This is a genomic window from Paenisporosarcina sp. OV554 (assembly GCF_003058165.1).
Taxonomy (GTDB): Bacteria; Bacillota; Bacilli; order Bacillales_A; family Planococcaceae; genus Paenisporosarcina.
This window is the reverse complement of record NZ_QBUC01000027.1, coordinates 1-23,060: the sequence shown is the minus strand read 5'-3', so window position 1 is coordinate 23,060 and position 23,060 is coordinate 1. Positions and strand designations below refer to the sequence as shown.

Sequence of the window (23,060 nt, the reverse complement as noted above, 5' to 3'; positions counted from 1 at the left end):
ATAAAACATTATATATATATCTATTACTTGATCTTTGCCAACACTTTATCAAATTTCTCGTAATTCACTTTTACACCATTATCCAAGTCTAATGCTATCTGTTCATTCGCATATTCAGCAAGATTCTTATCAAACTCAAGTAGTTCTTCTATACGCTTATGGAAAGCAGTTTTCTGCTTTTCAAGATCACGTGTCTCAGTTGCACTTAAATTTGGATTCACAATACGCAATTCAACCGCTGCAATTTCATTATTATACTTAGCTTGGATTTCCTGAAGGTGTTCAAAACGTATCGTCGCCATTGTATCTGGTTGGTAGCGGTGCATGTAAATAAGTGTGCGTAATCCCTTTTGTTTACCAGAATCAACAAGCCAATAAATCGGCCGCTTTTGATAGACTTGGCAATGGTCTTTAAAGAACTCGTCCAAGAAATAGCGACGTAAACGCTCTTCTGCTGTTTCATTACGTTTTAATTCTAGAGATTCAGCAAGCCATTGTAAATTTTCCTCAACAGTTTTCGCACCGAATGTTATGGATAAAAATTCACGTAATCGCTCAATAATGTCATTATCAAAATAATGTTCGTCTGTTAATTGGATTAAACCAAACTTATTAGGTTGAAATAATTTATATTTAGAATCATCCCAATCACCACCTGCAAAGACTAGTCCATCATTATCAGAAGAATAACGACCCATAACGCAACCGATAAAGTAAGATAGAAAAGATTTTGAATCACGAATTTGATTAGCTTTACGAATAGTAATTTCATCTTCAGTAACTATAGATGAAAGCTCGTCTTGTAAATCATATAAATTAATCAAAACGTGGTTTAACTTTTCCTCATTATTTTTTAATTGGGCATGTTGTGATTCTGCATGTTCTAACCAATAGTTAAAAATCTCAGAAAGTAGAACGTTCTTTTCTCTAAACATTAAAAATGGATGTATTGTAAAATCCCAAGAAATCTCGAAATAATCCCAATCTTTTTTTGAAATTTTTACATTTTCTTGAGAAATATTAACAATTAACTTATAATCATTTTCTGCTAATATTACAGGAATTCTTGAGATATTTCCTTTTTCAAAATTCATCGTAGAAGATATTTGTGCAATCATAGTACTAGTAATTGCTGAGTTAAGAATTGCTAAAAAGTAATATAGATTATCAGTTTCTGCAAATAATTTCATACCAGCATCACTAAATATAAACCCTTCTCCACTAAATCTTACTGATAAATTACCACTACTTATTTTTGACCAAGTAATACCTTCTAAAAAATAATATTCTGGATTAACTATTCTCCCCCCGGATGCCCCTTTTGCATTTTCTTTAATTTCTTCACCATCTTTGTACCAATTCACTACATATATTTCATTACCATTCCATTTTCTATAACCTCCACCTTTATTAAATGGAAACCATCGTTTCTTTGTATTAGATGCTTCGGTTAAATTTGCACATTTATACCCAATATTACTGTTATCGACTTCAAACCAATATCTAATAAATCTATTATTATCAGTTGTTGATAACCCACTTTTCGGTTCAGACAATTGTTCTAAATTCGGATAATTTTCAAAAATATGTCTTACTTGTTTTGTAGTCCAGTAAGCAATGGGTGAGCCAGAAATTGCATTAAAATCCTTGCTATCAAATGAGTAACGGTAATCAACTGCTCTTTCAACTGCTTCTCTGACTTTTATTGCTTGATCCCCTTTAAAACTCGATAACTTAATGTATTCTCCAATGGGAAATTCAGTTTGTTTTTGAATTACAAATGTACAAATTGGTACTGTCGCATCTTCAAATGCCGAGTATTCTAATTGAATCAAACTTGCAATGCTAAGCTCTTTAATAATAAAGTTACGTAATTTTTCATGTGAAGAAATAAACATCCAAGTAAATGGAGTCATAAGTGCTGCATATCCATCTTTTTTAGTCATTTGTGTAGCACGAAAGATAAATGCTGAGTACAAGTCTGACTTATAGTTTTTATACTTTTCCGTAGACATAAAATCTTTTAAAATCTTATTGTATTTATTATGATAAGGTGGATTTGTACATACGACATCGTACCTTTGTGATAATAATTGCGCTTGCTTTAGTAAAGGTAAGAGTTTATCTTTCAATTCATATATATATGTTTGTTCTAATAAATCGGCCTTTTCACCATCAAAGTTTAGAATTCGTTCAATCAACTCTTTATATTCTAAATAATCAATATCTAGCAAAGATCCAAATTGTTTACCATTCTCGAATATTTTTTGAAGTTCTTTTATTATCTCTTTTTCATTGTTATCTTTAGTGAAGAATTCAATTGCTTCATTAGGAAGAGAGTAATCTGTATCTACGATTTCAATTACATTTAAACTTTGTTTATGATTTTTTTTAAAAAATCTAGGTTGCTTTTCTAAAACTTTCATCACCAAAGCGAAGTTAGCTATTTGTTGAGCGCGCTTGTCAATATCTAAACCATAAAGATTATTTTCCAATATTAATTTTGGTATTTCTCTTGATGGATAACCAGCTTCTTCATACATTTCGTAAAGCAGGTCAAATGCATACAGTAAAATATGTCCGGAACCACAAGCAGGGTCAATAACTTTGAGTTCTTCCAAAGAGTCAAATTCAGGAAATACCTTTTCATCGTAAGAAGACTTCAGATAATATTTCCAATTTGTTGATAATTTATTATTTGGATATTTTTCGTCGTATAGCTTTCCAAGTGAGTTTTGAATCATATATTGAACAATCCATTTTGGGGTAAACAACTGTGTAACAACTGGTAGATCTTCTTTTTTAACAACGTAATTCTTTAATCCACCAACTTTCTCCTTTTTTTCTGTCATATAATATTGATATAGCCAACCTAATATTTCTACGTTGTTTTTATCCTCTTCTATGTTATGAAAATTGTTTCTAGAAACATTCTTAATTAATTGGCTTATAACAGATTCACTATCTAGCAAGAAATCTGGTAACAATAGTTCTGTATAATCATTAATCTGCTCGAACAGAAACGGCAATATTTTATGCAGTGCATTACATTGATCAATAAATAACTTACGGTATGCCTGCTCTGTTTTTCCTTGTCTAACTAGAGATTTAACTTCAGCAACATCAATACATAAATCCATTGTCTCAAATTGTGTTAGTATATCAGGTTCAATTTTCCCTGTACTGCTTGATAAAATGTTTACATGCTCTGGAAGATAGTCGTTCACTTCCATAAAGCGTATAGCAATAATACGGTTAAACCAAGTATAAGCCGCTTCTTCGATGAGTTGGTCATAACCTATAGATTTCATTTGGTTTGCTAATGATTGAAAAGATTCCTTCATTGAGAGGGGATATATATTTCCATTGATGACAAGTTGTCCAAACTGTTCTTCAATTGTTAAAACGTTATTCTCATCAATCCCAAAAATTTTCGCCCGTAAGGCTACTTTTTCAAGCAAGTCTCTACGAGCATAAACGGCAAAGTTTTTTAGTTCTGTTTTGTTCATTTTTCTTTACTCCCTCTATATAAACAAAAAGCAGGTCGGTAAGACCCGCTTCTGTTTATTCAATTTCCAATGTGTGATCTTTTAGTTCTTTTAGTAATGTCGAACGTAGTTGATTAATCGCATCATCTAAATCTTGCTGGGTCTCAATTTTATTTCGACCATTGAAGAATAAACGATGCAAGTCATTTGCCTTAATCACTTTAGGCTTCTTTTCTCTAATTATCAAAGGGGGTACAACAGGATCTGGACCAATAACTGGTGGCTTTCTTAATTCTTCCTCCAGTTCTTTTGCTCTTTTTTCAATACGTGTTGCTAGTTCATTTAATTGTTGTAAAAGCGCACGAATTGTCACAATGCTATCTTCTGTAAGAATTCTTACTTTAATTTGATTGAATGTATGGTACTCTGTCTCAATAAAATTAACAATAGATGGCAAGCTTTGATAATAATCTATTAACTCATTTAACTTATTTTCCATTTGCTTTACTTGTACCTGAATAGCTTGTCTTTGTTCATTAACTTCTTCTTTTATTTTTTTCTCTAGCTGGGCAGTTAATTGCGGTAGTCTAGGAATATCAAGATAAGGTTCTTGCTTTGTTAATATGTCTGTAATTTGTTTTTTAATCAACTGTACGTCTGTATTTTGGATAAGTGCTAAATCTCTCTGATATTTCTCAATTATTTCAACCGTTTCATCAAATACGTTAATCGGCGTTTTATTATAAAAGCCAATAAGTTTTTCCAAAATCCCGAACCACTCATCCATATCATCTTCAGCTTGAATGAATTCTTTTACCATCTGTTCTGGATCTCGGATTTGTAAAAGCTTTTGTACTCCCATCGATAGTGTGGTGATCTCTCTCTCACCCGGATAAGGGTAATTGCGCAAGCGTGTATTTTGTCGTCTTAATCGAATAGTCTCGAGTGGTGACTGAAACCTGTCTTTCAGTTCACTCTCAATGGCATTCGCAAATTCTTGATACGTTTCACCTACATCAGAGAGACCAAAGAACCCACGCATGATAGGGATAAATTCTTTACGAATTTTGGGATCGACTTCAATTTCAGGTAAGACACGAATTTTTTCTCGTTCCGATATACGTGTTAATCTTTCATAAAATTGCGAGTGAGTTGGCGTAAATAGATCTTCTCCTATATGCAGCTTCACCTTCCCAGCATTCAGGAGAGCCAGTACTAAACCTATTACATCATATTCACTCCAGCCATATGGAATAGCATGGTACTTCTCGATAATGGTTTTTAATGATGGTTTTTCATGCATCCGGGCTACTTCTTCAAAATACTCTTTTAGTTCATTATAGGCATTGCGATTCCCGGTCATATTTAACAAATCGTTAGTAATACCTTGTTCGGCAAGACGCTTCCATTCTACTTTATGAGTTTTAAAGGAAATAGGGTCATCCATATAATCCAGATACTTATAAGTGTTAGCAATTAGCATATCGAAGGCGCTATTTATTTGATTCTCAAAAGAACCTTTAAAGTCGCGCACTTGGCCTTGGATATAGAAACTAGCCTTTTCACATGCTTTTTTCAGTAGTTCGTCAGCCTTTTGTTCGAACTCATCAACTGCAGCTAGTTTGGCATCATATATACGATTCTGCGATTGAGTTGTACTGTTATTCCGCTTTAGGTTGACATACCGTTGTACTTGTTCGGAATACTTAATAGCTCCCTCTGCTTCGGCAACAAGTTCTTCATCTAAACATATGACCAGCTGTCCAGAATTTGCTTTTAGAGCGGCTTCCATGTCAGACATAAAAATAGAAAAGACCTGCATCGTTAATGAATGTGTCATATTGCCCTTTGAATAGTTATCAAAACGCTTGTTAAAATCAAAAGGTGTAGTATCTTTTCGGTACTCATATTTTGCTTTTGTATACATTTTAGTAAAGAATAAATCCCCTATTTGTTCTTTTACCTTCGTCGAATTTATTTCTACACTTCTAATTTCTTTGTTGATTTCTTGTTCTTCATCTGACAAGAAAGAATACGTACCATCTGCATGTTTCTCAATGAACATCGCTTGTTCTAGTCGATTTAATGATTCTTTAATTGGGGTATCATTTTGATCGTCATGAATCGTCTCTAATAGAAGAGTGGCAATATTTCTAGAAGTTGCCTTTATCTCATCTATTCCTTTAATTAAATAAAGTACCTTCAAAACAGCAATATCTTCTTTTGTTATTCCTTCATTATTCCGAGAGCGATCTTCAGCACGACTGATTGTTCTTGTAATTGATGTCTCTAAGAAGTTTCGTATGGATGGAAAGAATTCAGCTAATGTAACTAAATTCCCAATTTGTTCTTCTGAATTTAGCTTAGCCGCGTCTTGGAACGCTTTTAGCAAGGACCGCTCACCATGCGCTAGACTTGTACCGCCTTCACCATGAATCCTGATTTTATTAAATACCTTTTGTAGTAGATCTACTTGGTAAGGAATGAATGGATACAGAGCTACAAACTCACTTGCAGTCCGATATCCTGAACGTAACTGTGTAGAGTTTTGGTCAAAAGATAAGCGGTTTCGTACTAGTTGTTCAATTGGTTCGTATTGCATTTTCAAGGTTTTTTCAGCCGATTCTGTTTTTTCTAGGATACGGCGCTTAATAACTTCATCCGTATTGGCACTGGATAGGTTTATACGAGTGGCAAAACGTCCTTGAATTTTTGAAAAGTCATTTGTATTATGAATATTTGCTACTGCATTTATTTTTTCTTGCGAAGTCACAATAATCCATGCTTGTCCCTTTGTAGCTCCACCAACATCTTCCACTACTGTCTGTAAATTGAGCATTAAATTGACATCTGTTCCGATGTATTGACCTACCTCATCTACTAAAAATGTAAGACGATACTCTGAACCACGGTTTCGACAATAATTAGCAATTAACTTAGATAATTGCTCTGAATTCATACTGAAATTATTTTTGCTGATTTCAAAAAAACTGTTTGCAGTTTCCTCGTCGTAACCCGTTTCTACAAGTGCTTGAATAATCTTCATTCGACGTATAACAGCTTTTAATCTAAAATCCTCCCAATTTGTTTCAAAAAGAAGTTGTACTTTTTCCTTAAAAGATTCATATTTACCTTCTTCATCTAACTGTCGCTCCATGTCTGCTAACCATAAAGTATCGGAATAGCCTAAATGGCGATTAAAAACACGCAAGAACACTTCTACAATTCGTTCTTTGCTAGAAGCCCCAGACGAACTCATAGAATCAATATTAAATAGGAGAGCGTCAGAGTTCTTGCCGTCTACTACTTGCATCATAGATAGTAGTCTTTGATTATTTGTTTTTTCTATAAAGTATTCATATGGCTTCTTACCCTCTACTTCTTTGCCATCAAGTAAGTAAGATAAGATTTTCAAGAAGTGAGATTTACCAGATCCGAAGAAACCACTGAGCCATACCCCAATGTCTTTTGTTGGATTTTTATAAACTGCTATATAGTTTTCATAAAATTCCTGAAAATACTCTGTTACTTCCTCTGTCATAACATATTCTTCTAGTTCATTTTTGATTGTGTCATGATCTAACTGACCAGCTTGGACAACGCCGTTAATATTTCGGAAAATATCTTTTTTGAATATCTCTTTAACTTGCATGTTTTTTCCCCCCTAGGAAATTCGGGATAACTGGTACTGATCTTCATTTTGCAAAATGCCAAATAACCTGAGTTCTAAGCCGGTAAAATGACCCGGATAAAATAAGATAACTGGTTTGCGATAGGCATGATTGGATAATTTTTTTAACAACTGACTTGAACGGATTAGTGGATGTGCGCTGCCTACCCCGGTGATGAAAATTAATTTCGCATCATCTGTTTGTTCTACGAAGGACTCAACAATCACATCTTGATCTTCTAAGACAGTTTGCAAGGCATGCACTAACTCATCGTAGCCACCTTCCTCACTAATCTCGACGAGTTCCTCTACATCGTCTTCAAAGAGACTTAATAAGAATTGAAACAAGTGCATTTCTTTAATGTCAATAGATGTACGTTTCAAGACACCTTCTAAATAGGTTCGAACGATTAATTCATCTTCTGCAGGATAGTCAAACACATAATGAGGAATTTCACTACCAATTCCCGTAGGAGTCGTAAACCCTTCTTCATTTATTCTTTTTTCCATCTGTTTTAAACGCTCGAATGTTTGACTCATGTCTTTTTCACCTACCTTAATTCACTTAATAATTGAAGCAATTGATCGTACTCTTTTGCATAATCTTTTAATTTACTGCTCATATGTATAGGAGTAATTCTGTATAAATCGGTTTTTTCTTCTTCCAATAGCCCGCTTTCTCTAAAAAACATCCAAATGGAGCTGCGCAACCTTTTTTTCGTCTCTGGCCGCCATCCAGCAACTTTTTCAGATTCCCCTTCTTTTCGTTCGATAAAGAATTCGATCTCTATGTTTTGAATGAATGGCTTGTTGTTACGATAATTGTATAAAATAACCTCATTAAAGAATTCATAAGGAAGACGAAAACATTTTAAATAACTATATAAGAGCAATGCTTTTTGATCCAAGCGGGAACCATTAATAAAAAAAGTAGCAAGTTCTGAATTGAATGTTTCAGACCTGCGATATACCTTTTGAAATCTTTCTTTTATGCTGGCTTCACTTCTTAGTTGGAATAAATTTTGCTCTAATATTTTATCAAGCATATCATTACGAGATAAACCTTCTACTTTTAACGAAAGTACAATATATATTTCGTTTTGAAACCATCCTTCGCCTGTAAATCCAGCTGAATATTTCATCATGAAATCTCATTCACTCCTTGCTGCGATGCCTAGTCATGTTGTAAGCACAATGGTTAAAGGTATTTTTTATATTCTTAAATTATAACAGTACATAGATGACAAAAGAAGGAAATGTAAACATAATAAAAGCCACCAATAATTGGAGGCATAGTGGTGCAATTCATGGTTAAGCTCAATTAAATAATGTAAGATTTAGGTTGGAGATGAAGATAGTGTCACCATTTAAAAGGGGGATAATTAGAAGTGAAGGCAACAGAAGCAAATTTAATGAAATTCATGCAAAAACCAAAACAAATGATAGTTCCGATTTACCAACGTAAATACAGTTGGACTGTTCAGCAATGCAACAGCCTGTGGAAAGATATAGAGCGAGTTATTGAAAACCCACATATTAATAGTCATTTCATCGGCTCTGTTGTGTACATAGATGATGAAGGGTCGAACATTGCGGATATTGCAAAGTTCTTATTGATTGATGGACAGCAAAGGTTGACCACCACTACGATATTACTGTTTGCATTAGGGCAGGCTTTTAAAGAAGATGTAGGTGATGAGAAATCACAACGAAAAATTAACAACTACTACCTGTTTAACAATGAAGAAGAAGGCAACGCCCGGTATAAACTTCTATCAACGGATGCCGATAAAGACACGTTGTTGAACTTACTAGAAGATACAGAATTACCAGCCGAATACTCATCTAGAATTATGGAGAATTACAACTTCTTTGTTCAGCAAATTAAGAGAAGCGAACATTCCCCAGATGAAATTTTAGAAGGTATGAAGAAACTTGTCATTGTAGATACGTCCTTACAAAGAGGGACAGATGACCCTCAGTTAATCTTTGAGAGTTTAAACTCGACTGGCTTGGATTTATCCCAGGTAGACCTTATCCGCAATTACATTCTCATGGGACTGGATAGAAACACGCAGAATGACATCTACAACCGTTATTGGAGAAAGATGGAGGTAGGCTTTGAAAAGAGCGACAACAAAGAGTTGTTCGATAAATTCTTTAGGGATTACTTAATCATTAAGACCGGAGCCATTCCGAGAAAAGATGAAATTTATCAAGTATTTAAAAAGTATGTAATCGAACATCGGGAAGTAGAAGTGGAAACACTAGTGGATGACATCTACCAGTACGCGAAAATCTTCTTTAAAGTCGCTTTTCAAGAGGTTGAAGATAAGGACATAAGAATGTCCTTAGTAGACCTTGCGGAGCTGGATATGGACGTCGTGTATCCATTTTTGCTAGATGTGTATGCGGATTATGAAAACCGTAAAATCATTAAAACAGAATTGGTCGAAACCATCCGGATGATTGAAAGTTACATCTTTAGACGTTCTATCTGTGAAGTCCCTACTCATGGGCTTAATAAAATCTTTGCTAGTTTAAAGAAAGATATCAAAGAGGACAACTATTTAGAAAGTGTCAAAGCAGCCTTCTTGTTAAGAGAATCGTATCGGGTTTTCCCAAGGGATGAAGTGTTTATCAAAAGTCTTCTTTCAAAGGATGTCTATCACTTCCGTAATTGCAAATATCTCCTTAGAAAGATTGAAAATCATAATCGTAAAGAATTCGTTAATGTGAACGAGTATTCGATTGAACACGTCGTACCTCAAAATGAAAACATGAGCGCCGGGTGGAAGAACGAACTAGGGGGAAATTGGGCAGAAGTGCATGAGAACTATCTGCATACATTGGGGAACATAACATTGACCGGTTACAACTCAGAGATGAGCGATAGCCTGTATCGAGTGAAAAAAGTCTATTTTGATGAAAGTCCATTAAAGCTAAACAAAACATTGCAGCAAGCTCCAGTATGGAATGAAGCGGCTATTTTGAAACGAGCAACAGAACTTGCTATTCTTTCAGCAGAACACATCTGGAAAATCCCACACTTGGATGATGCCGTTTTAGAAAAATACAAACCAGTCAAAAATCCGGATAATGGTGCGTACGATGTAGATTTCCATTATGAAAGAATGTCTGAGAATACGAAAGCCATTTATCATGAATTAAGAGACCGGGTACTCGCCTTAGATTCAGGTTTGAGTGAGAAATTCAATAAGTACCACATCGCGATAAAGTACACTAATGTGTTCCAGAATTTTGTGGATATTAAGGGTAGGAAGAATAAGTTGAAAGTATACCTGAACGTTAGATACGAAGACTTAAATGACACAAAGCGCATTTGCCGAAACGCATCCACAAATGCATCCAATAACCTTAATGCGGAATTGGAGCTGACGTCCATCACGGAAGTGAATGATTTGATGGATTTAATCCAACAGCAATATAATTTGTTGGAGTGAAAACTGCGCAAAATGATCTTGAGTATGTTAAACAGTAACGTATTAATATTGCTGGCATCTTTGCCAGCATTGAACATGATGTTACCCACGTTAATTATACTTTGCAAATTGCAGTATTAAAAGCCCACCTCCAAGTTGGATTTAGGTAGTATATACCCGAATTTCAACGTAAAGATGTTTTTATTTGTCCCAGCCTATGGGGTCAGTCCCTAGGAGGTGGTGCTTTTTCTATTTTTAAAAATATGGGTTGTAATATGGGTTGCGATTTTTAAGACATAAAATACACACTCCCGATGAGTATGCCTTTTAATGGTATTAACTTTAGTTGCGGCAGTTGTTGATGTAGAAGGTTACGCAACAACTATTTCTCCCCCAGGGAAAGACGGAGGTGTGGGACTGTTGCTCCCTTGTGGAAGCACTCTTGGGAGCAATTTCAACTTGCAGTTTAAATTAAAGGTGTTTTGACCCTGTCTCATTTCTGGGGGTCAGTCCCAGTATTTAGGGCTTTTTCTTTTTCATTTGATAATGCAAGATAAAGTACAGAAAAACAGGTTATTGGGGCTAGTTTGGGACTAATGAAAAAATATTAATGGCGGCGTATGTTCAGAAATGTGTAATTGCTACTTGGTGCAAATAGAAAGGACCACTTATTTAAAAATTTAAAGGCACACTCATTTGAGTGTGCCTAGTTATGGCTTCTCTAATACTGCTAATGATACTAAGCAATTTTCCATCATTATGTATTTAATCTATCGATATGTCATCAGCTTTTTTACACATATATTTTGTAATAAAGCCAAAATCTTTTTCCTTATTAACTTTCTCCGACTTTGAAGTCCATTTACGATATATACTTTCAAAACCTCTAACCTGAATATATAACCCAGTATAAAAAGCAAAATAAATACTTATAAATTTAAAACTCTCTGCATCTGCATCATCAAACTTCATTAATAATGGAATTAGAATTATTACAAGTCCAAGTACAATTTCAAGTGCACCATATATATCCTTATGCACAGATAATTTTAATAAAAAGAATATATAGCCCATTAACAAATATGCAGGAACAGCCAACACATAAAACCAAAGAGAGAATTGCAATGCAAATAAAAGCACTCCTCCTAAAGCTCCATAAATTGCAAGAATAATTAGTGCAAGAAAAAATGTCAAAAATTCTTTAAATTTCATAATAATCACCTCATAGTTATACATTAATATTTTACACCATTTACTGGTAATAAGTTAAGAATTTAAATACAATTTTATTTTTTTTAGCCTTTATTTCTTCTTTTTTTTCTTTTTTCTACTTGAGAAACTATTTCAGTAAAAAAATTTTCGACATTCTTTTTTCAATATGTAACTGATCATTTCATGTTGCAAAGAAAAAACACACTCATATGAGAGTGCACTTTTACTGAACAATAAAACTCTTGTTATTTTAGAAAAAGACCTTTCCACACCCAGTGTGAAAACTATGAAATCTTAGATTCGATCACACGGTACATGAAGGAATACCACTTGGTATTCCTCGAGAGTAAAGGGGTTTCATTCCTTCAGCTTTGCATGAATACGAAAATCTTTATTTTCCACAATAAAGCGAGGATTGTACCTGAACGATTCATTTTCTTCATAATTGAAAATGTTACCCAGAGATACAATTTCTGGATTTTTCGAGAAAATATTTCGGACGAAGTAAAGTTCAAAGTCTTCTTTATGTTTCTCTGCAAAATTTACTTCATTAGGTGTGATATAAAATTGAAGAGCATTTCCCGTACTAGCTTTGACTTCTACATACTTTACCGTTCCATCTGGCTCAATGTATTTCAAATCATAGCCGAATCCTTCTCTTCCATCAGCATTTACATTCGCCTTTTTCGCATTTTCTGAAACCCACTTCACATTTTTTCCATATTTCTGCAAATAATAAAATACGATTGACTCGCCATAAAACCCAATGTTCTCCTTCTCAGAATCCGATTGGCGAGATCCACTACCACCATTGAATATACCTTTTCTTCTCCCTTGTAGAGATGGTTTTTCGGTTTCCGCAACTATTACACTAACTGATGCATTTTCCAAGCTTGCAAAAACATCTTTATATTCTGTGTTAACCGTTAGTTGGGCTGCTTGGGAACTTACCATACTAGATTGCAAACTGTAAGATGTCGCTAACATTTTAAACTGTGCAAAATATATTAAGCTTTTATTTTCGTCCTTCTCACAAAATTGTTGAAATGCCTTTTTCTCAACTGACATACCGGTCGTTTCCAAATGCATAATAAACTTTTTCTCATTCGTATAATACAAATCATTTAATGTCACTGAAGACGACTCTAATAATGTTTCCTTGTCTAAATCAAGTTGCTTAAAGAAGGCTTCCTCAGCATTAAAATTACAGCTGTTTTCAATCTGAAATATTTTACTTTGATATCCGCGCTTTCGGACTTCAAAAAGTTTTTGCTCTTGAAGCGGCATTTTTATTAGATTATTATATAAATGAGAATAGTAGGCACTAGTATAGTGCTCCTTTATACGATCTATTTTCTTAATAAAATGCGTCTTTATATCGATTTTTTGATAAGCTTGTGCGTTAAAATCATCAAAATCAATCGACAATGCCTGGAACAATGAGCATAATGACTCCGCCCCTCTACTTTCACTTAAAGCAGTGTAAAGTATTTCCTCGTAGAGCTGATCAATCTTCGGAACATTAGATAAAGCATCGACAACTGCTACCTTTAATTTATTGTCCTGAATCGGTAACTGTTGGAGTTCCAGTACATCCATAAGTGTTTGCCAAAAATCGTATCGCTCGTTAAGAGCAATTTGAAGCTCCTGCTCAGCACGTCGCAGTAATTCTAGTTGTACATCATCAAAATCATTGCGAATCATGCTTTGACGCATCGAAATACTTTTACTATAGAGCTCACGGTAGCTATTTCGGTCATCTTCCACCTTAAAAATACCTGTAAATATTTCTGCAATTAAATCACAAAAATAAAAGTCCTCTTTTAGTGCTATAAGTGATTCATGAATATCTAATGAAAGCTGGACGTAATGCACTCCATTCACAATAATATATTCATAAGGCTGTAAATGTAATTGACTTGATTGTTCATTTATACTAAAACTGGCATCAATTTTACTGCACAACTGAATATCTAACTTTTTCAATACATTTCGCGATGTAAACTCTGCATCCTTATCAATTCGATAGCAATAAGCAAAGGGTAAAAACTTTTGTAAATCTTCCGTAAAGGGACGCTGTACACTATGTAAGATTGGATTCTGATTTAGCTGGAAAGTAATATTTTTTAAAGGTTTTGCTCCAAATAGCTTCAACACCTTTTGCTCACCAGAACGCTTTTCCAAATCTAAAATAGGGAACTGATCTAAAATATGTTTACTTAACGTTCGATTATCTAAATAACTCACTTCATTAACGGAATAATAGTCTTTCTTCCCTTGATGTGTCGCTAACAGCTTTCCTTTCTTCAAGAAACTATCATAAGCTGCGTTAGTTTTATCAATTGACGCTACCTGAACGTTTTGCACAAGATGTCGGTAAAAGGCACGTACACCCTTCCCGTCTGGATAAATATCTGGAATTGCCTGAAGCATTGAATAAATAGATACGGTATCCACTTCACTAAAATCTCTTGGTACTCCTACTTTTAGTAAACAATAATCAATTGTTTCGCGCGTAATTTTATATTGTTTAAAAATCGGATGACCCAAGTTGATGTTTGGCACACCAATGATTTTGCTCATTTCGCTACTTAAATTTCGAGCTAGGCAGCATCTACTAGGCTTTTCTCGACGCGCATCCTTTGTTGCTATCCACGGTGTTTGACGAAGCTTCCATAAAATATAAGATGGCATTTGATAATACATAATTTGTCGCGAGTTTAATTTACCCTTCGGTACGAGATACATCAAACTACTATTTGCATGCTCCATTTCATTTTCAAGTGATTTACGAAGCATTTCGTCTTGTAAAAGCCATGCAAGAATATATTCAAAAGGTACCGTTTTTAAAATCGCATCAAATAACTCACTTGATAACACATTCACTGTATTTGCAGTACTCACATTTTTTAAAAGGTCCTCGCGTGTTGCAAATACTTGATCTCCTACTTTTAAAGGTTGCATCGTATTTAAAACATATTGACCATAAGCTGCCTTATCTTTACCTACTAACGGTTGTACCTTTAACTCAGGGAAAGACCTTACTCCTAGCTTCGACAAAAAATCTTTGAATAAAATTTCATCGTTTTTAGCTGGAGCTAAATAAGCAACAAACTGTGTTCCTTCAATATTTTGTAATAGCTCTTCAGTTAACCTTTGCCCATAGTCCTTGCCGAAATAAAGCTTATTCGCAACTAGTAATCTACCATTTCGACTTGGAAGTAGTACATGAATATTTGAAGGAAGTCTTTCAAATGCTGCACTATTTTGTTTAAAGCTTTCATAAAGCCATGGAATAAAAACATCAATGTAAATTTGCTTATCGCCTTTTACTTGTGTAAACGTGCGAATACTTTTCATCATCGCACGCATAACTGATTCAAAATTATACTCCGTTACATGCACAGGCTCTAAAAAGTCCGCTATAGCACGCGCTTGCGTTTGCCCAATCCTTTCACGAAACAGTCTTGTCATTTCGCGGTGGAGAAACTTAAGGGAAATGAAATTCGGAATATTTTCAAATACATCCTGCTCTGCAGCTAAAAATATGTCTGTGCCTTCTTCAATTATTTGACCATTCGTATCAAGTAATAATAGTGGTTTTACATTGCTTGCCTTAATTTCGTCACCGTAATCTTGAATTAAATAGTAAAGTAAATCAACACGCTGCTCGATGGAAAACTGTTCGTGTTCTGCATTAATATCCTTTACAAGTTCATCGTATTCATAAATAAATAACTCTAGGCTGACTAAGAATTGCTCAACTTTTGCATCGTCACATTGTAAAAGTAATTGTGTAAACGACTGTGATGGCAATATTTGTGCATACGCATTCGTATAATATACAGGCTCATCGCCAAAGTCGATATAATTATCTGCAATCGTAGGGAAAATTTTACAGCTTTTCAGCTTCTCTAATAACTTTTCAGTAAATTTAAAATAGTTTTCTAACTTCGGATCAAAATGTTTTTCAAACATTAAAAACTTCAGCGCATCATAGCTTACTTTATTTGTTTTTTTTGTAATCAGGATAGCTGTATCCAATAATAGCTCGAGTAATTCTTCTAATAAATAAGCATTTGTACTATTTTCAATCAGCTGATTCCGGTTACCCGTTAAGTCAAAAGTTCCGTGGATAATTGCTGGAAAGGGGAACGCCACTTCTGTACGGAAATAGCTGTAAAGAACATTTTTCTTATCATCTAAAGTGTCAGTAAAAGCTACCTTTAATTCAAATTCTTTATCTTCATAGATACCGGTTCGTGTATTAATCGACCATGCCTTAGTTGTAATTAATCCTTTTTCAACGCGATCTACTTCAATTCTTGTCGGTGAAATAATATGTCTTTTAAAGCTTTGACAGCAAATATCACTATCAATGACTAGCTCGTCTAAATTATTTAAAAACAGCATAGTCTCTTCGTCTAACGATTGGATTTGTTGATGAATCTCATCTTCAATATTTTCATTACATTCAATGACTATATATGTATCGTACTCTGTATATTGATCATCAATATCATCAATCCACTTCGGAGCATGTAATGTAGCTATCGGGAGCTCAGTAAATTTGTATTTTTCTACCTTATCTTTAACAGAAGGCTCTTCTTCCATAATTTCTTTTAAAAAGCTCTGGGCAATTTCTTTAGAAAACTGAATTGATAATTCATCGCTTTTAATGTAAATTGATTTTGCCCAACTTAAGATAGAACGGAATCCTAATCCTTTTTTGCCTATTTTATTTTCTTGTCTTGCCTTCGGACTTAAATTTGAATAAAGGAGCGAAATAACGCCATCTTCCGAAAATCGTTCACCATTATTTGCAATGATTAGCTTATGGTCCCAATATTGAATCCATACCTTACGTGGCTTATTCGATACGGATGCATCATCAGCGTTTTGGATTAGCTCTAGTAACTGACGCCCACGATACTCATCAATATTACGAATTTCTCCTTGATATTTCGACACCATATCTTCTACATCGACTTTATAATGATTTCTAATCATTTGCATTCGATTTTGAATTGTTTCATGTATATTTCCTCGCGTAATAACTTCAAGTGGACCATTCCCCAAGAATCTTACCTCCTATAATAAAAATACATTTAATTCTAAGTTCAAAATCCGATTTTCTTTTGGGAATGAAAAACGTTGCTAGAAATTAATTCATAAAAAAGCTTGAGTGAGGAGCAAATCTGTTTTCTAATAATTCTATTGATGCTTACTTAGAATTCTTCACCTTTTACATACTCTGGTGCCCTTTCTGCGGTTTTGATTGTTTTGGCTAAATTAAACATGACATCTAAAAATCGGTTCCCTGCAGATTGAGTTTTACCTGTTCGTAACATTAATGTTTCTTTTAATGGGTGGTTACTTTGGATAAGATACTCGTTTCCCTTTTAATTAATCTATCTAAGAAGTGTATTTGCGAAAGTCTTGCGTATTTACCATTTTTTTCTCCTCGATTACAATCCTGACAAGCTAAGACTAAATTCCAGACTCCATTTAAATCGAGGTCAACAGATGAATCGTACTGGATGCTCAATCGTATAAAAATGATCTACGTCACATGTTTCATGATGATTGCTAATTATTGAAATTGGACCAAAACAATAAAAACATTTTCCTTTTTGATACCCATTTAATGGTTTTCGAACCGGTGTCAGATGAATTCTGCTATGAGAATTTAAATATTTTTTTGCAGAAACAGGTCGAAATGTAAAGAAATCCTAGTTATTAATATCATACTTTATTTCAAGATTTGGGTTTTTTTCATTCCAAGCTGTCTCACCTAAGTTCCATCTACCCTCTATTTCTTCCACCATGCTCTTGCTCTGGGTTCCATCATTCATTTTAAATAAGTCATCACTCAAAGTAATACCTAAACTTTTCCCCTTAACATCTTTTATAAAGAAGTTAGATTGTAACGATGTACCTGGAACGTTGTGAAAAGCATCCAGAACGTTTTTAAAACCTAATTTTTCAGTGACTAATAGTAATTGGTCAAGCGTTATTTGCTTAGCTTCATAAAGCTGACATGCTTGAATAAATTTTGAACCCTGACTAGTAATTTGACACTTTCCGCTACGAACATGTTCTAACATATGTTTTACATAACTATGCGATAATTCTTCCAGTGAAATAAATTCCTTATCATGCTGAGTTCCAGTAGTGATTTCGCTAAAGCGAATTTATATGTTGCGACATTTGCTCCGAATAGATATATTGATCTGAATTGACTTTCTAGTGAGGTATCATTTCTTAAAAACTCGGACAACTCATTCTTCCTCCCTAAGTCATGATTAGAAGATAATTATTGGTAGGGAACCGGGAAATTGGTTACTATTCATATACCTTTTCTAAAAAGGTTTTTTCTTTACCCCATTCGTTTAAAATACACCAATTCTTGGCACTATCCTTTATAATTCGTTCGACAAATGTCGACATTCAACACTTTATTTTCAATCCATAGGTAAAAGGAGAATCTTTTGACCACCTGTTAGCATATCTTGGGGCATACCCCGAGATCGTAGGAGTAGGTTTGGTCATATATAGTACTGAGTCACTTCTTTATGAAGTGGCTCTTTTTTTATGAAAGTCTCTAACTTTTTTAATAAAGTACAAGCATTATTTCAGAATTTCGTTCATATGTTGTGAGGAAGTCAGAAAGTGTCATAAAGGAGGATTACACTAATGGAAGAAGAAAAAATCACACAAATTTCTGCAAAATTGAATCCTGAGTACGACAAAGAAATAATTGATGGCATCAGAAAAATCCCTAGACGTGACCGATCCCGCACGTATCGTGAAGCCTTGAGTATGTATTTCAAACATAAAGAGAAATTGGAGGAGAAAGATTGAGTAGTACGGTATTAGATTGGACTGCTTGTTTTCCAATTAAAGAAGATATTCGAAAAGTCGAGGATTTCTACCCGTCATTAGCACAGAAAGTTACGTTGGGTTTATCGTCAGGGGTTGTCTTTGGAAGCATAGTCAGTGGAAGTACGGCGTTTGCATCAGCTAATGGAGTGATTCCTTCCGCATTTCAGCCAGTTAAAGACTTACTAATCTCGATGGCTGAACCGTTGTGCTACGTAATGTTTGTATGGGGATGTATTGAAGTAATATGTAAACGTCCGGCAAGTGGCTTAGACCGAATGAAATATGCAGCTATCGGATTCATCGGTATTAACTTAATACCCGTAATCATGGAAACGATAAAGGCTGCGGCACCTCAATGAGTAGCACGGTCATTCAGTGGACGTTTATCGCTGTTGAATACAAGCCCCCTGCGTTTGTTTGGGAATTACCACCACCAATAATTAAAACAGAAGAATTCACCACAGCTTTCATACCCTCTCCTATATCGATTATCGAACCGATTCAATACGTAAAAACTGCACCTATTAACGACAGATCGTTCGGCGAATACCTGGACGATAAAAAGTCGGAGGCGTTATCGAGTATTGGTGAAGGAATCAAAGACAGTGTTACGCAAAATCTTGGCGATGTTGCGAAGGAATTCGGGTTGTGGCTACTTCAAGTCCTTCCCGACTCTTTTGGTTTACTCGCAATGATCTTTTGTTTAGGTGCTATCGCTTCTATTCCAAAAATGGGTAAATGGACGGCTATATCGCTAGTCCTTGCTATCATTTTCGAAATTCTAAGGAGGGCAACGTTTTGAGTGTTTTAAAAGTAGGCGAATTGACAATAAAAACTGGACGCGGTGAACAGATTTTGAAGAAGAAACAACTTGATTCAACAACAGGACAATACCTGACTTTACGGATCATTCCCGATAGAACCGTTTTAAATAATCGTAACCATGATTTCATGCGTTCGATTCACGACTTCTATCGCGGCTATCGAAAACGCTTGAAATTTACGGAAAAGGAAATCGAGTTTAAAGACCCGACACGTTTCTTTTGGGACATTGTTATGACGGCTGGGGATGTAGCTTTTTATTGCACTGTACCCACTGAAAAAGAATCGTTCGTACGCCAACAAATAGAACTCACCTGGGAACATGCAACGATACTAAAGGAAGCTATTTCGCACATTGAAGAACTTAATGACTTAGAGGTTTGCGAAATGGGATTATCTCGTCATAACATCTTTTCACTAAAAGTTGATAAACGGATTGAGCACGAACCTCTAGGATCTCTATTAATGGGAACGAAGGAACTGAAAGACGACGATTTCGCACGTATTCAGATTGTTTGTCAACCTGTCAATCGCTTGTCATGGCAGGATACTACAGAGAAAGCGCATAAGAAGTTTAAATCTGGAAAAGTACCGCGTCGTATGAAAATATCGAAGAAAGACGCATTACTCGCTAGTGGTGACGGAATTCTATTTGCAATGGATCAGGCATCAGACGCTATTGACGTCATTTTAGATTCACTCGCAGGGAAAGCAAGCGCTAGAGATAAGGAAATACGCGATAAAAGTCGCAAAGAAGACGCTATCGACATCGGAAAACGAATGATTTTAATTGACGGCGATTTAAAAACCTCCACTCACCACAAGAAGAAAGACCCGACCTTTAAGACGTGGATGCGCATTATAGCTGGTTCAAAGGATGCTGGAAGACGTCAAAGTATTATCATGACCCTATCGAACGGCTACCATGACCTCACCGCAGATAATGAACTAGAACGAGTTGAACTATCACGTAAAACACAGCTACGCACCCTATCCGAAATCCTACACTTCTCACCTTCCGCAAAAACTACACTTGATCCTAACGCAATGATCCTTTCAAATAATGAACTTGGGAGATTGATTGAGCTACCTTCTGCTTATTTACAAGACACCTTTGATTTTCAAAGCATTAACCGCCGTGAGGTACAAATTCCAAACGTATTACGTTCAGGCATTCCTTGGGGACTCGTCAGCCACAAAGGTACCAAGGAAATTGTTCACATTCCCATTAAAGACTATGGCTTATTGTGTCGGCCACAAGTTGTATTAGGGAAAATGGGAACAGGGAAAACCAATCAAGGCATGCAGATGGGCCACCTATTCCCTACTTTCGGATTCACTTCCATACTCATGGACACGGCAGACGGTGATTTAATCCAGGACGCAATCAACCGACTGCCTGCAGACTTTCCAGAATCACATATCATTGATTTAGATTTTGGCAATCTTGCCCTGCTCCCTGCATCTGATTGGAGCGAAATCACTTCAGCTATGCAGCTAAGTGGTGGTGATTGGACAGAAATCGAAGTAAACAGGCGTATGGCTTCAAATAAACTATCTGGTGTCCTCATTGATTTCTTAAATAAACTCGCTACAAATGAAACCACTGACAATATGGAGCGTTTCCTTTCAGCTGTTGCAAAAGGGATTCTCACCAGTCCGACTCGTGGAATTATGGAGGTTATTCTATGCCTTACAAATGGCGAATACAGAGAAAATGTTTTGCAAAACTTTAAAATTAATGATTCCATCGTGTTCGGCACTATCCAAGAACTACATGAAATGTCACAAGATACGAGAGCGCAAACAGTACGTTTTATTATGTCGCGTATCAATGTACTCCTTTCGAACGATTACATGCGAAATTCCATCTTGCAAACGCCGAACATTGGACCTGATGGTAAACCTCTAATAAATATACGTAAATGGATTGACGGAAACTTATTAACGAATCCTAAGTATGGCGGTGCTTATTTCGTAGGAATCCGTATTCCTAAGAGCATTTTAGGCGAAACAGGTATCGACAGATTCGCAGCTTTTTGGGATGCAAAAATATGGCTTGCAGCGTTATCCCGCTATAACGTTCCTAGCGTTAAAGGCTGTCACGGTAAACCATTTGTATATATAAGGGATGAACCGCATCAAACTCCATCGTCTTTCAAGATACACAATGACGCATGTCGAGAAGCACGCAAATGGGGCATGAAGAATATCTGGATGGCTCATAAGTTGGAGGATTTTGAATTCATGAAGAAAACTCTTAAAGATGCTGGTGCTCAGTTCTCTATATTTTCTACGTCTAAAGAAACGGTTAAGTCGTTAAAAGAGGAACTTGCTCCTTTTACGGAAGAAGAACTATTCAAGATTCCAGAAAAGCGAGTCTGTGTTAGTAAATTTGCTGAAAGTGACGAGGCGTTTTTATGTGAAACGATTAAGTCACCACTCGTCAAAGATAGGAGTTATATTCGGAAACAATGTGCAGAAACATACGGAAGACCGTTACACGAAGTAGAAAAGGAAATATTCGATAAGACGAGGGTTTTATATTCCCAGGATAAACCAAAAAAGCGCCCTACTCGAAAATGAGCAGGGTGGATTGCTACTAAACTAGTTTTTGCATAATTTTGCTCTTGAAAATTAATCAGAGGAGGCGGCTTAGGATGCCGGTTATCAAGAAATGTGTTTATTGCGGAAAAGAGTATAAAACAAGACCTAGTCATGCTGAAAAACGGACTTATTGTTCAAAAGAGTGTCAAGGAAAAGCCATAACCAATCTTGTGGTCAAAAAGTGTGTAGTGTGCTGGAAAGAGTTTAAGTTTCATAATAACAAATGGAGAAAAGATGCTAAATATTGTTCACTACAATGCAAAGGAAAATCACATTCAAACGAAAAACATTGGAATTACAAAGGTCCTGGAAATAGATTAGAGGATGATCCCGAACATATAAAAGCAAGACGACGAAATCTAGTCCTCAATAGCGATAAGGTAAAAGATTGTTTACGTAAAGGTAAGATGAAGCGCGAAAGAAACCTTGTTGTTGGACACCATTTTGGTGAATGGGTAGAACTTCTAAAAAAACATGATAACATTTGTTTTTATTGTGGAGTTCGGATGACAAAAACCCCAGGTATAAAACAGCGTACAAGAGATCACATAATTCCTATTTCAAGAGGCGGGTCAGACAAACTAGAAAATATTGTACCTGCTTGTAGATCGTGCAATTCAAAAAAAGGAAAACTGACATTAGATGAATTCCTTGAAAAACAAGGGAAAGTTAAAAATGACGATATCTTCCCTCCCTTCAAGTAATATGAGGAACTAATCGCACCGCTGTTATGATCTGAACCCAAAAAGTTAGACACGAATATTAGGCGGCTGATAAGGTATGAATTCGGTATTGAACCGGACTCATGCCTTTTAATTTTGCCTTAATCCGTTTGTGATTGTAGTAATCAATATATTGTTCTAATTCTTGCTTGAGATGATCGATACTTTCAAACTCTTTAAGATATAATAACTCAGATTTCAATAAACCAAA

At 35.4% G+C, this 23,060-nt stretch carries 15 protein-coding genes; 6 read left to right on the top strand and 9 right to left on the bottom strand.

The window, feature by feature from the left end; all coding sequences use genetic code 11:
* Positions 1 to 23: 23 nt before the first annotated feature.
* Genes pglX through C8K15_RS17235 form a run of 4 tightly spaced genes read right to left on the bottom strand, consistent with a single transcriptional unit; the run spans position 24 to position 8,300 of the window.
* Positions 24 to 3,509, bottom strand: coding sequence for a BREX-1 system adenine-specific DNA-methyltransferase PglX (pglX, locus tag C8K15_RS17250; RefSeq protein WP_108587667.1), 3,486 nt, complete (start codon positions 3,507 to 3,509; stop codon positions 24 to 26).
* 55 nt (positions 3,510 to 3,564) lie between these two features.
* On the bottom strand, positions 3,565 to 7,140 hold the full coding sequence (gene brxC, locus C8K15_RS17245) for a BREX system P-loop protein BrxC (protein WP_108587666.1): 3,576 nt from the start codon (positions 7,138 to 7,140) through the stop codon (positions 3,565 to 3,567).
* 12 nt (positions 7,141 to 7,152) lie between these two features.
* Positions 7,153 to 7,698 (bottom strand): DUF1788 domain-containing protein, encoded by a 546-nt coding sequence (locus C8K15_RS17240; protein ID WP_108587665.1) that lies wholly within the window; start codon positions 7,696 to 7,698, stop codon positions 7,153 to 7,155.
* An 11-nt stretch (positions 7,699 to 7,709) separates the two neighbouring features.
* The gene (locus tag C8K15_RS17235; RefSeq protein ID WP_233260550.1) at positions 7,710 to 8,300 is read right to left on the bottom strand and encodes a DUF1819 family protein; all 591 of its coding nucleotides are present in this window, start codon (positions 8,298 to 8,300) and stop codon (positions 7,710 to 7,712) included.
* Positions 8,301 to 8,546: 246 nt separating this feature from the next.
* Between C8K15_RS17235 and C8K15_RS17230 the strand changes: the two genes are divergently transcribed.
* Complete coding sequence (locus tag C8K15_RS17230; RefSeq protein ID WP_108587663.1) at positions 8,547 to 10,622, top strand: DUF262 and DUF1524 domain-containing protein; 2,076 nt, start codon at positions 8,547 to 8,549, stop codon at positions 10,620 to 10,622.
* A gap of 744 nt (positions 10,623 to 11,366) precedes the next feature.
* Here the strand turns inward: C8K15_RS17230 and C8K15_RS17225 are convergent.
* The 4 genes from C8K15_RS17225 to C8K15_RS20965 all read right to left on the bottom strand — a co-directional run bounded on the left by C8K15_RS17225 (position 11,367) and on the right by C8K15_RS20965 (position 17,920).
* Positions 11,367 to 11,813 (bottom strand): hypothetical protein, encoded by a 447-nt coding sequence (locus tag C8K15_RS17225; RefSeq protein WP_108587662.1) that lies wholly within the window; start codon positions 11,811 to 11,813, stop codon positions 11,367 to 11,369.
* 357 nt (positions 11,814 to 12,170) lie between these two features.
* Positions 12,171 to 16,892: a protein NO VEIN domain-containing protein gene (locus C8K15_RS17220; protein WP_108587661.1), complete on the bottom strand. Its 4,722-nt coding sequence runs from the start codon at positions 16,890 to 16,892 to the stop codon at positions 12,171 to 12,173.
* 149 nt (positions 16,893 to 17,041) lie between these two features.
* Complete coding sequence (locus C8K15_RS21215) at positions 17,042 to 17,164, bottom strand: hypothetical protein (RefSeq protein WP_255421141.1); 123 nt, start codon at positions 17,162 to 17,164, stop codon at positions 17,042 to 17,044.
* Positions 17,165 to 17,545: 381 nt separating this feature from the next.
* Positions 17,546 to 17,920: a hypothetical protein gene (locus C8K15_RS20965; protein WP_233260548.1), complete on the bottom strand. Its 375-nt coding sequence runs from the start codon at positions 17,918 to 17,920 to the stop codon at positions 17,546 to 17,548.
* 589 nt (positions 17,921 to 18,509) lie between these two features.
* Here C8K15_RS20965 and C8K15_RS20430 point away from each other — a divergent pair.
* The 5 genes from C8K15_RS20430 (at position 18,510) to C8K15_RS20640 (ending at position 22,831) form a co-directional block, all read left to right on the top strand.
* Positions 18,510 to 18,677, top strand: a complete 168-nt coding sequence (locus C8K15_RS20430) for a hypothetical protein (protein ID WP_158268347.1) — start codon at positions 18,510 to 18,512, stop codon at positions 18,675 to 18,677.
* A complete protein-coding gene (locus C8K15_RS17210; RefSeq protein WP_108587660.1) occupies positions 18,674 to 19,057 on the top strand; it encodes a hypothetical protein in 384 nt (127 codons plus the stop codon). Before C8K15_RS20430 ends, C8K15_RS17210 begins: the two co-directional genes overlap by 4 nt.
* Entirely contained in the window at positions 19,054 to 19,500 is a 447-nt protein-coding gene (locus tag C8K15_RS17205; protein ID WP_108587659.1) for a hypothetical protein, read from the top strand. Before C8K15_RS17210 ends, C8K15_RS17205 begins: the two co-directional genes overlap by 4 nt.
* Positions 19,497 to 22,106 (top strand): hypothetical protein, encoded by a 2,610-nt coding sequence (locus C8K15_RS17200; RefSeq protein WP_108587658.1) that lies wholly within the window; start codon positions 19,497 to 19,499, stop codon positions 22,104 to 22,106. Before C8K15_RS17205 ends, C8K15_RS17200 begins: the two co-directional genes overlap by 4 nt.
* 74 nt (positions 22,107 to 22,180) lie before the next feature.
* Positions 22,181 to 22,831 (top strand): HNH endonuclease, encoded by a 651-nt coding sequence (locus C8K15_RS20640; protein ID WP_199224135.1) that lies wholly within the window; start codon positions 22,181 to 22,183, stop codon positions 22,829 to 22,831.
* A 58-nt stretch (positions 22,832 to 22,889) separates the two neighbouring features.
* Here C8K15_RS20640 and C8K15_RS17190 read toward each other — a convergent pair.
* The coding region (locus tag C8K15_RS17190; RefSeq protein WP_146173673.1) for an IS3 family transposase at positions 22,890 to 23,060 on the bottom strand (171 nt) is incomplete at its 5' end.

Excerpts from the sequence above, each read along its gene's own strand:
- pglX (WP_108587667.1), bottom strand. The coding sequence starts at position 3,509 with ATGAACAAAACAGAACTAAAAAACTTTGCCGTTTATGCTCGTAGAGAC.
- brxC (WP_108587666.1), bottom strand. The coding sequence starts at position 7,140 with ATGCAAGTTAAAGAGATATTCAAAAAAGATATTTTCCGAAATATTAAC.
- C8K15_RS17240 (WP_108587665.1), bottom strand. The coding sequence starts at position 7,698 with ATGAGTCAAACATTCGAGCGTTTAAAACAGATGGAAAAAAGAATAAAT.
- C8K15_RS17235 (WP_233260550.1), bottom strand. The coding sequence starts at position 8,300 with ATGAAATATTCAGCTGGATTTACAGGCGAAGGATGGTTTCAAAACGAA.
- C8K15_RS17225 (WP_108587662.1), bottom strand. The coding sequence starts at position 11,813 with ATGAAATTTAAAGAATTTTTGACATTTTTTCTTGCACTAATTATTCTT.
- C8K15_RS21215 (WP_255421141.1), bottom strand. The coding sequence starts at position 17,164 with ATGTTACGAACAGGTAAAACTCAATCTGCAGGGAACCGATTTTTAGAT.
- C8K15_RS20965 (WP_233260548.1), bottom strand. The coding sequence starts at position 17,920 with ATGTTAGAACATGTTCGTAGCGGAAAGTGTCAAATTACTAGTCAGGGT.
- C8K15_RS20430 (WP_158268347.1), top strand. The coding sequence starts at position 18,510 with ATGGAAGAAGAAAAAATCACACAAATTTCTGCAAAATTGAATCCTGAG.
- C8K15_RS17205 (WP_108587659.1), top strand. The coding sequence starts at position 19,054 with ATGAGTAGCACGGTCATTCAGTGGACGTTTATCGCTGTTGAATACAAG.
- C8K15_RS20640 (WP_199224135.1), top strand. The coding sequence starts at position 22,181 with ATGCCGGTTATCAAGAAATGTGTTTATTGCGGAAAAGAGTATAAAACA.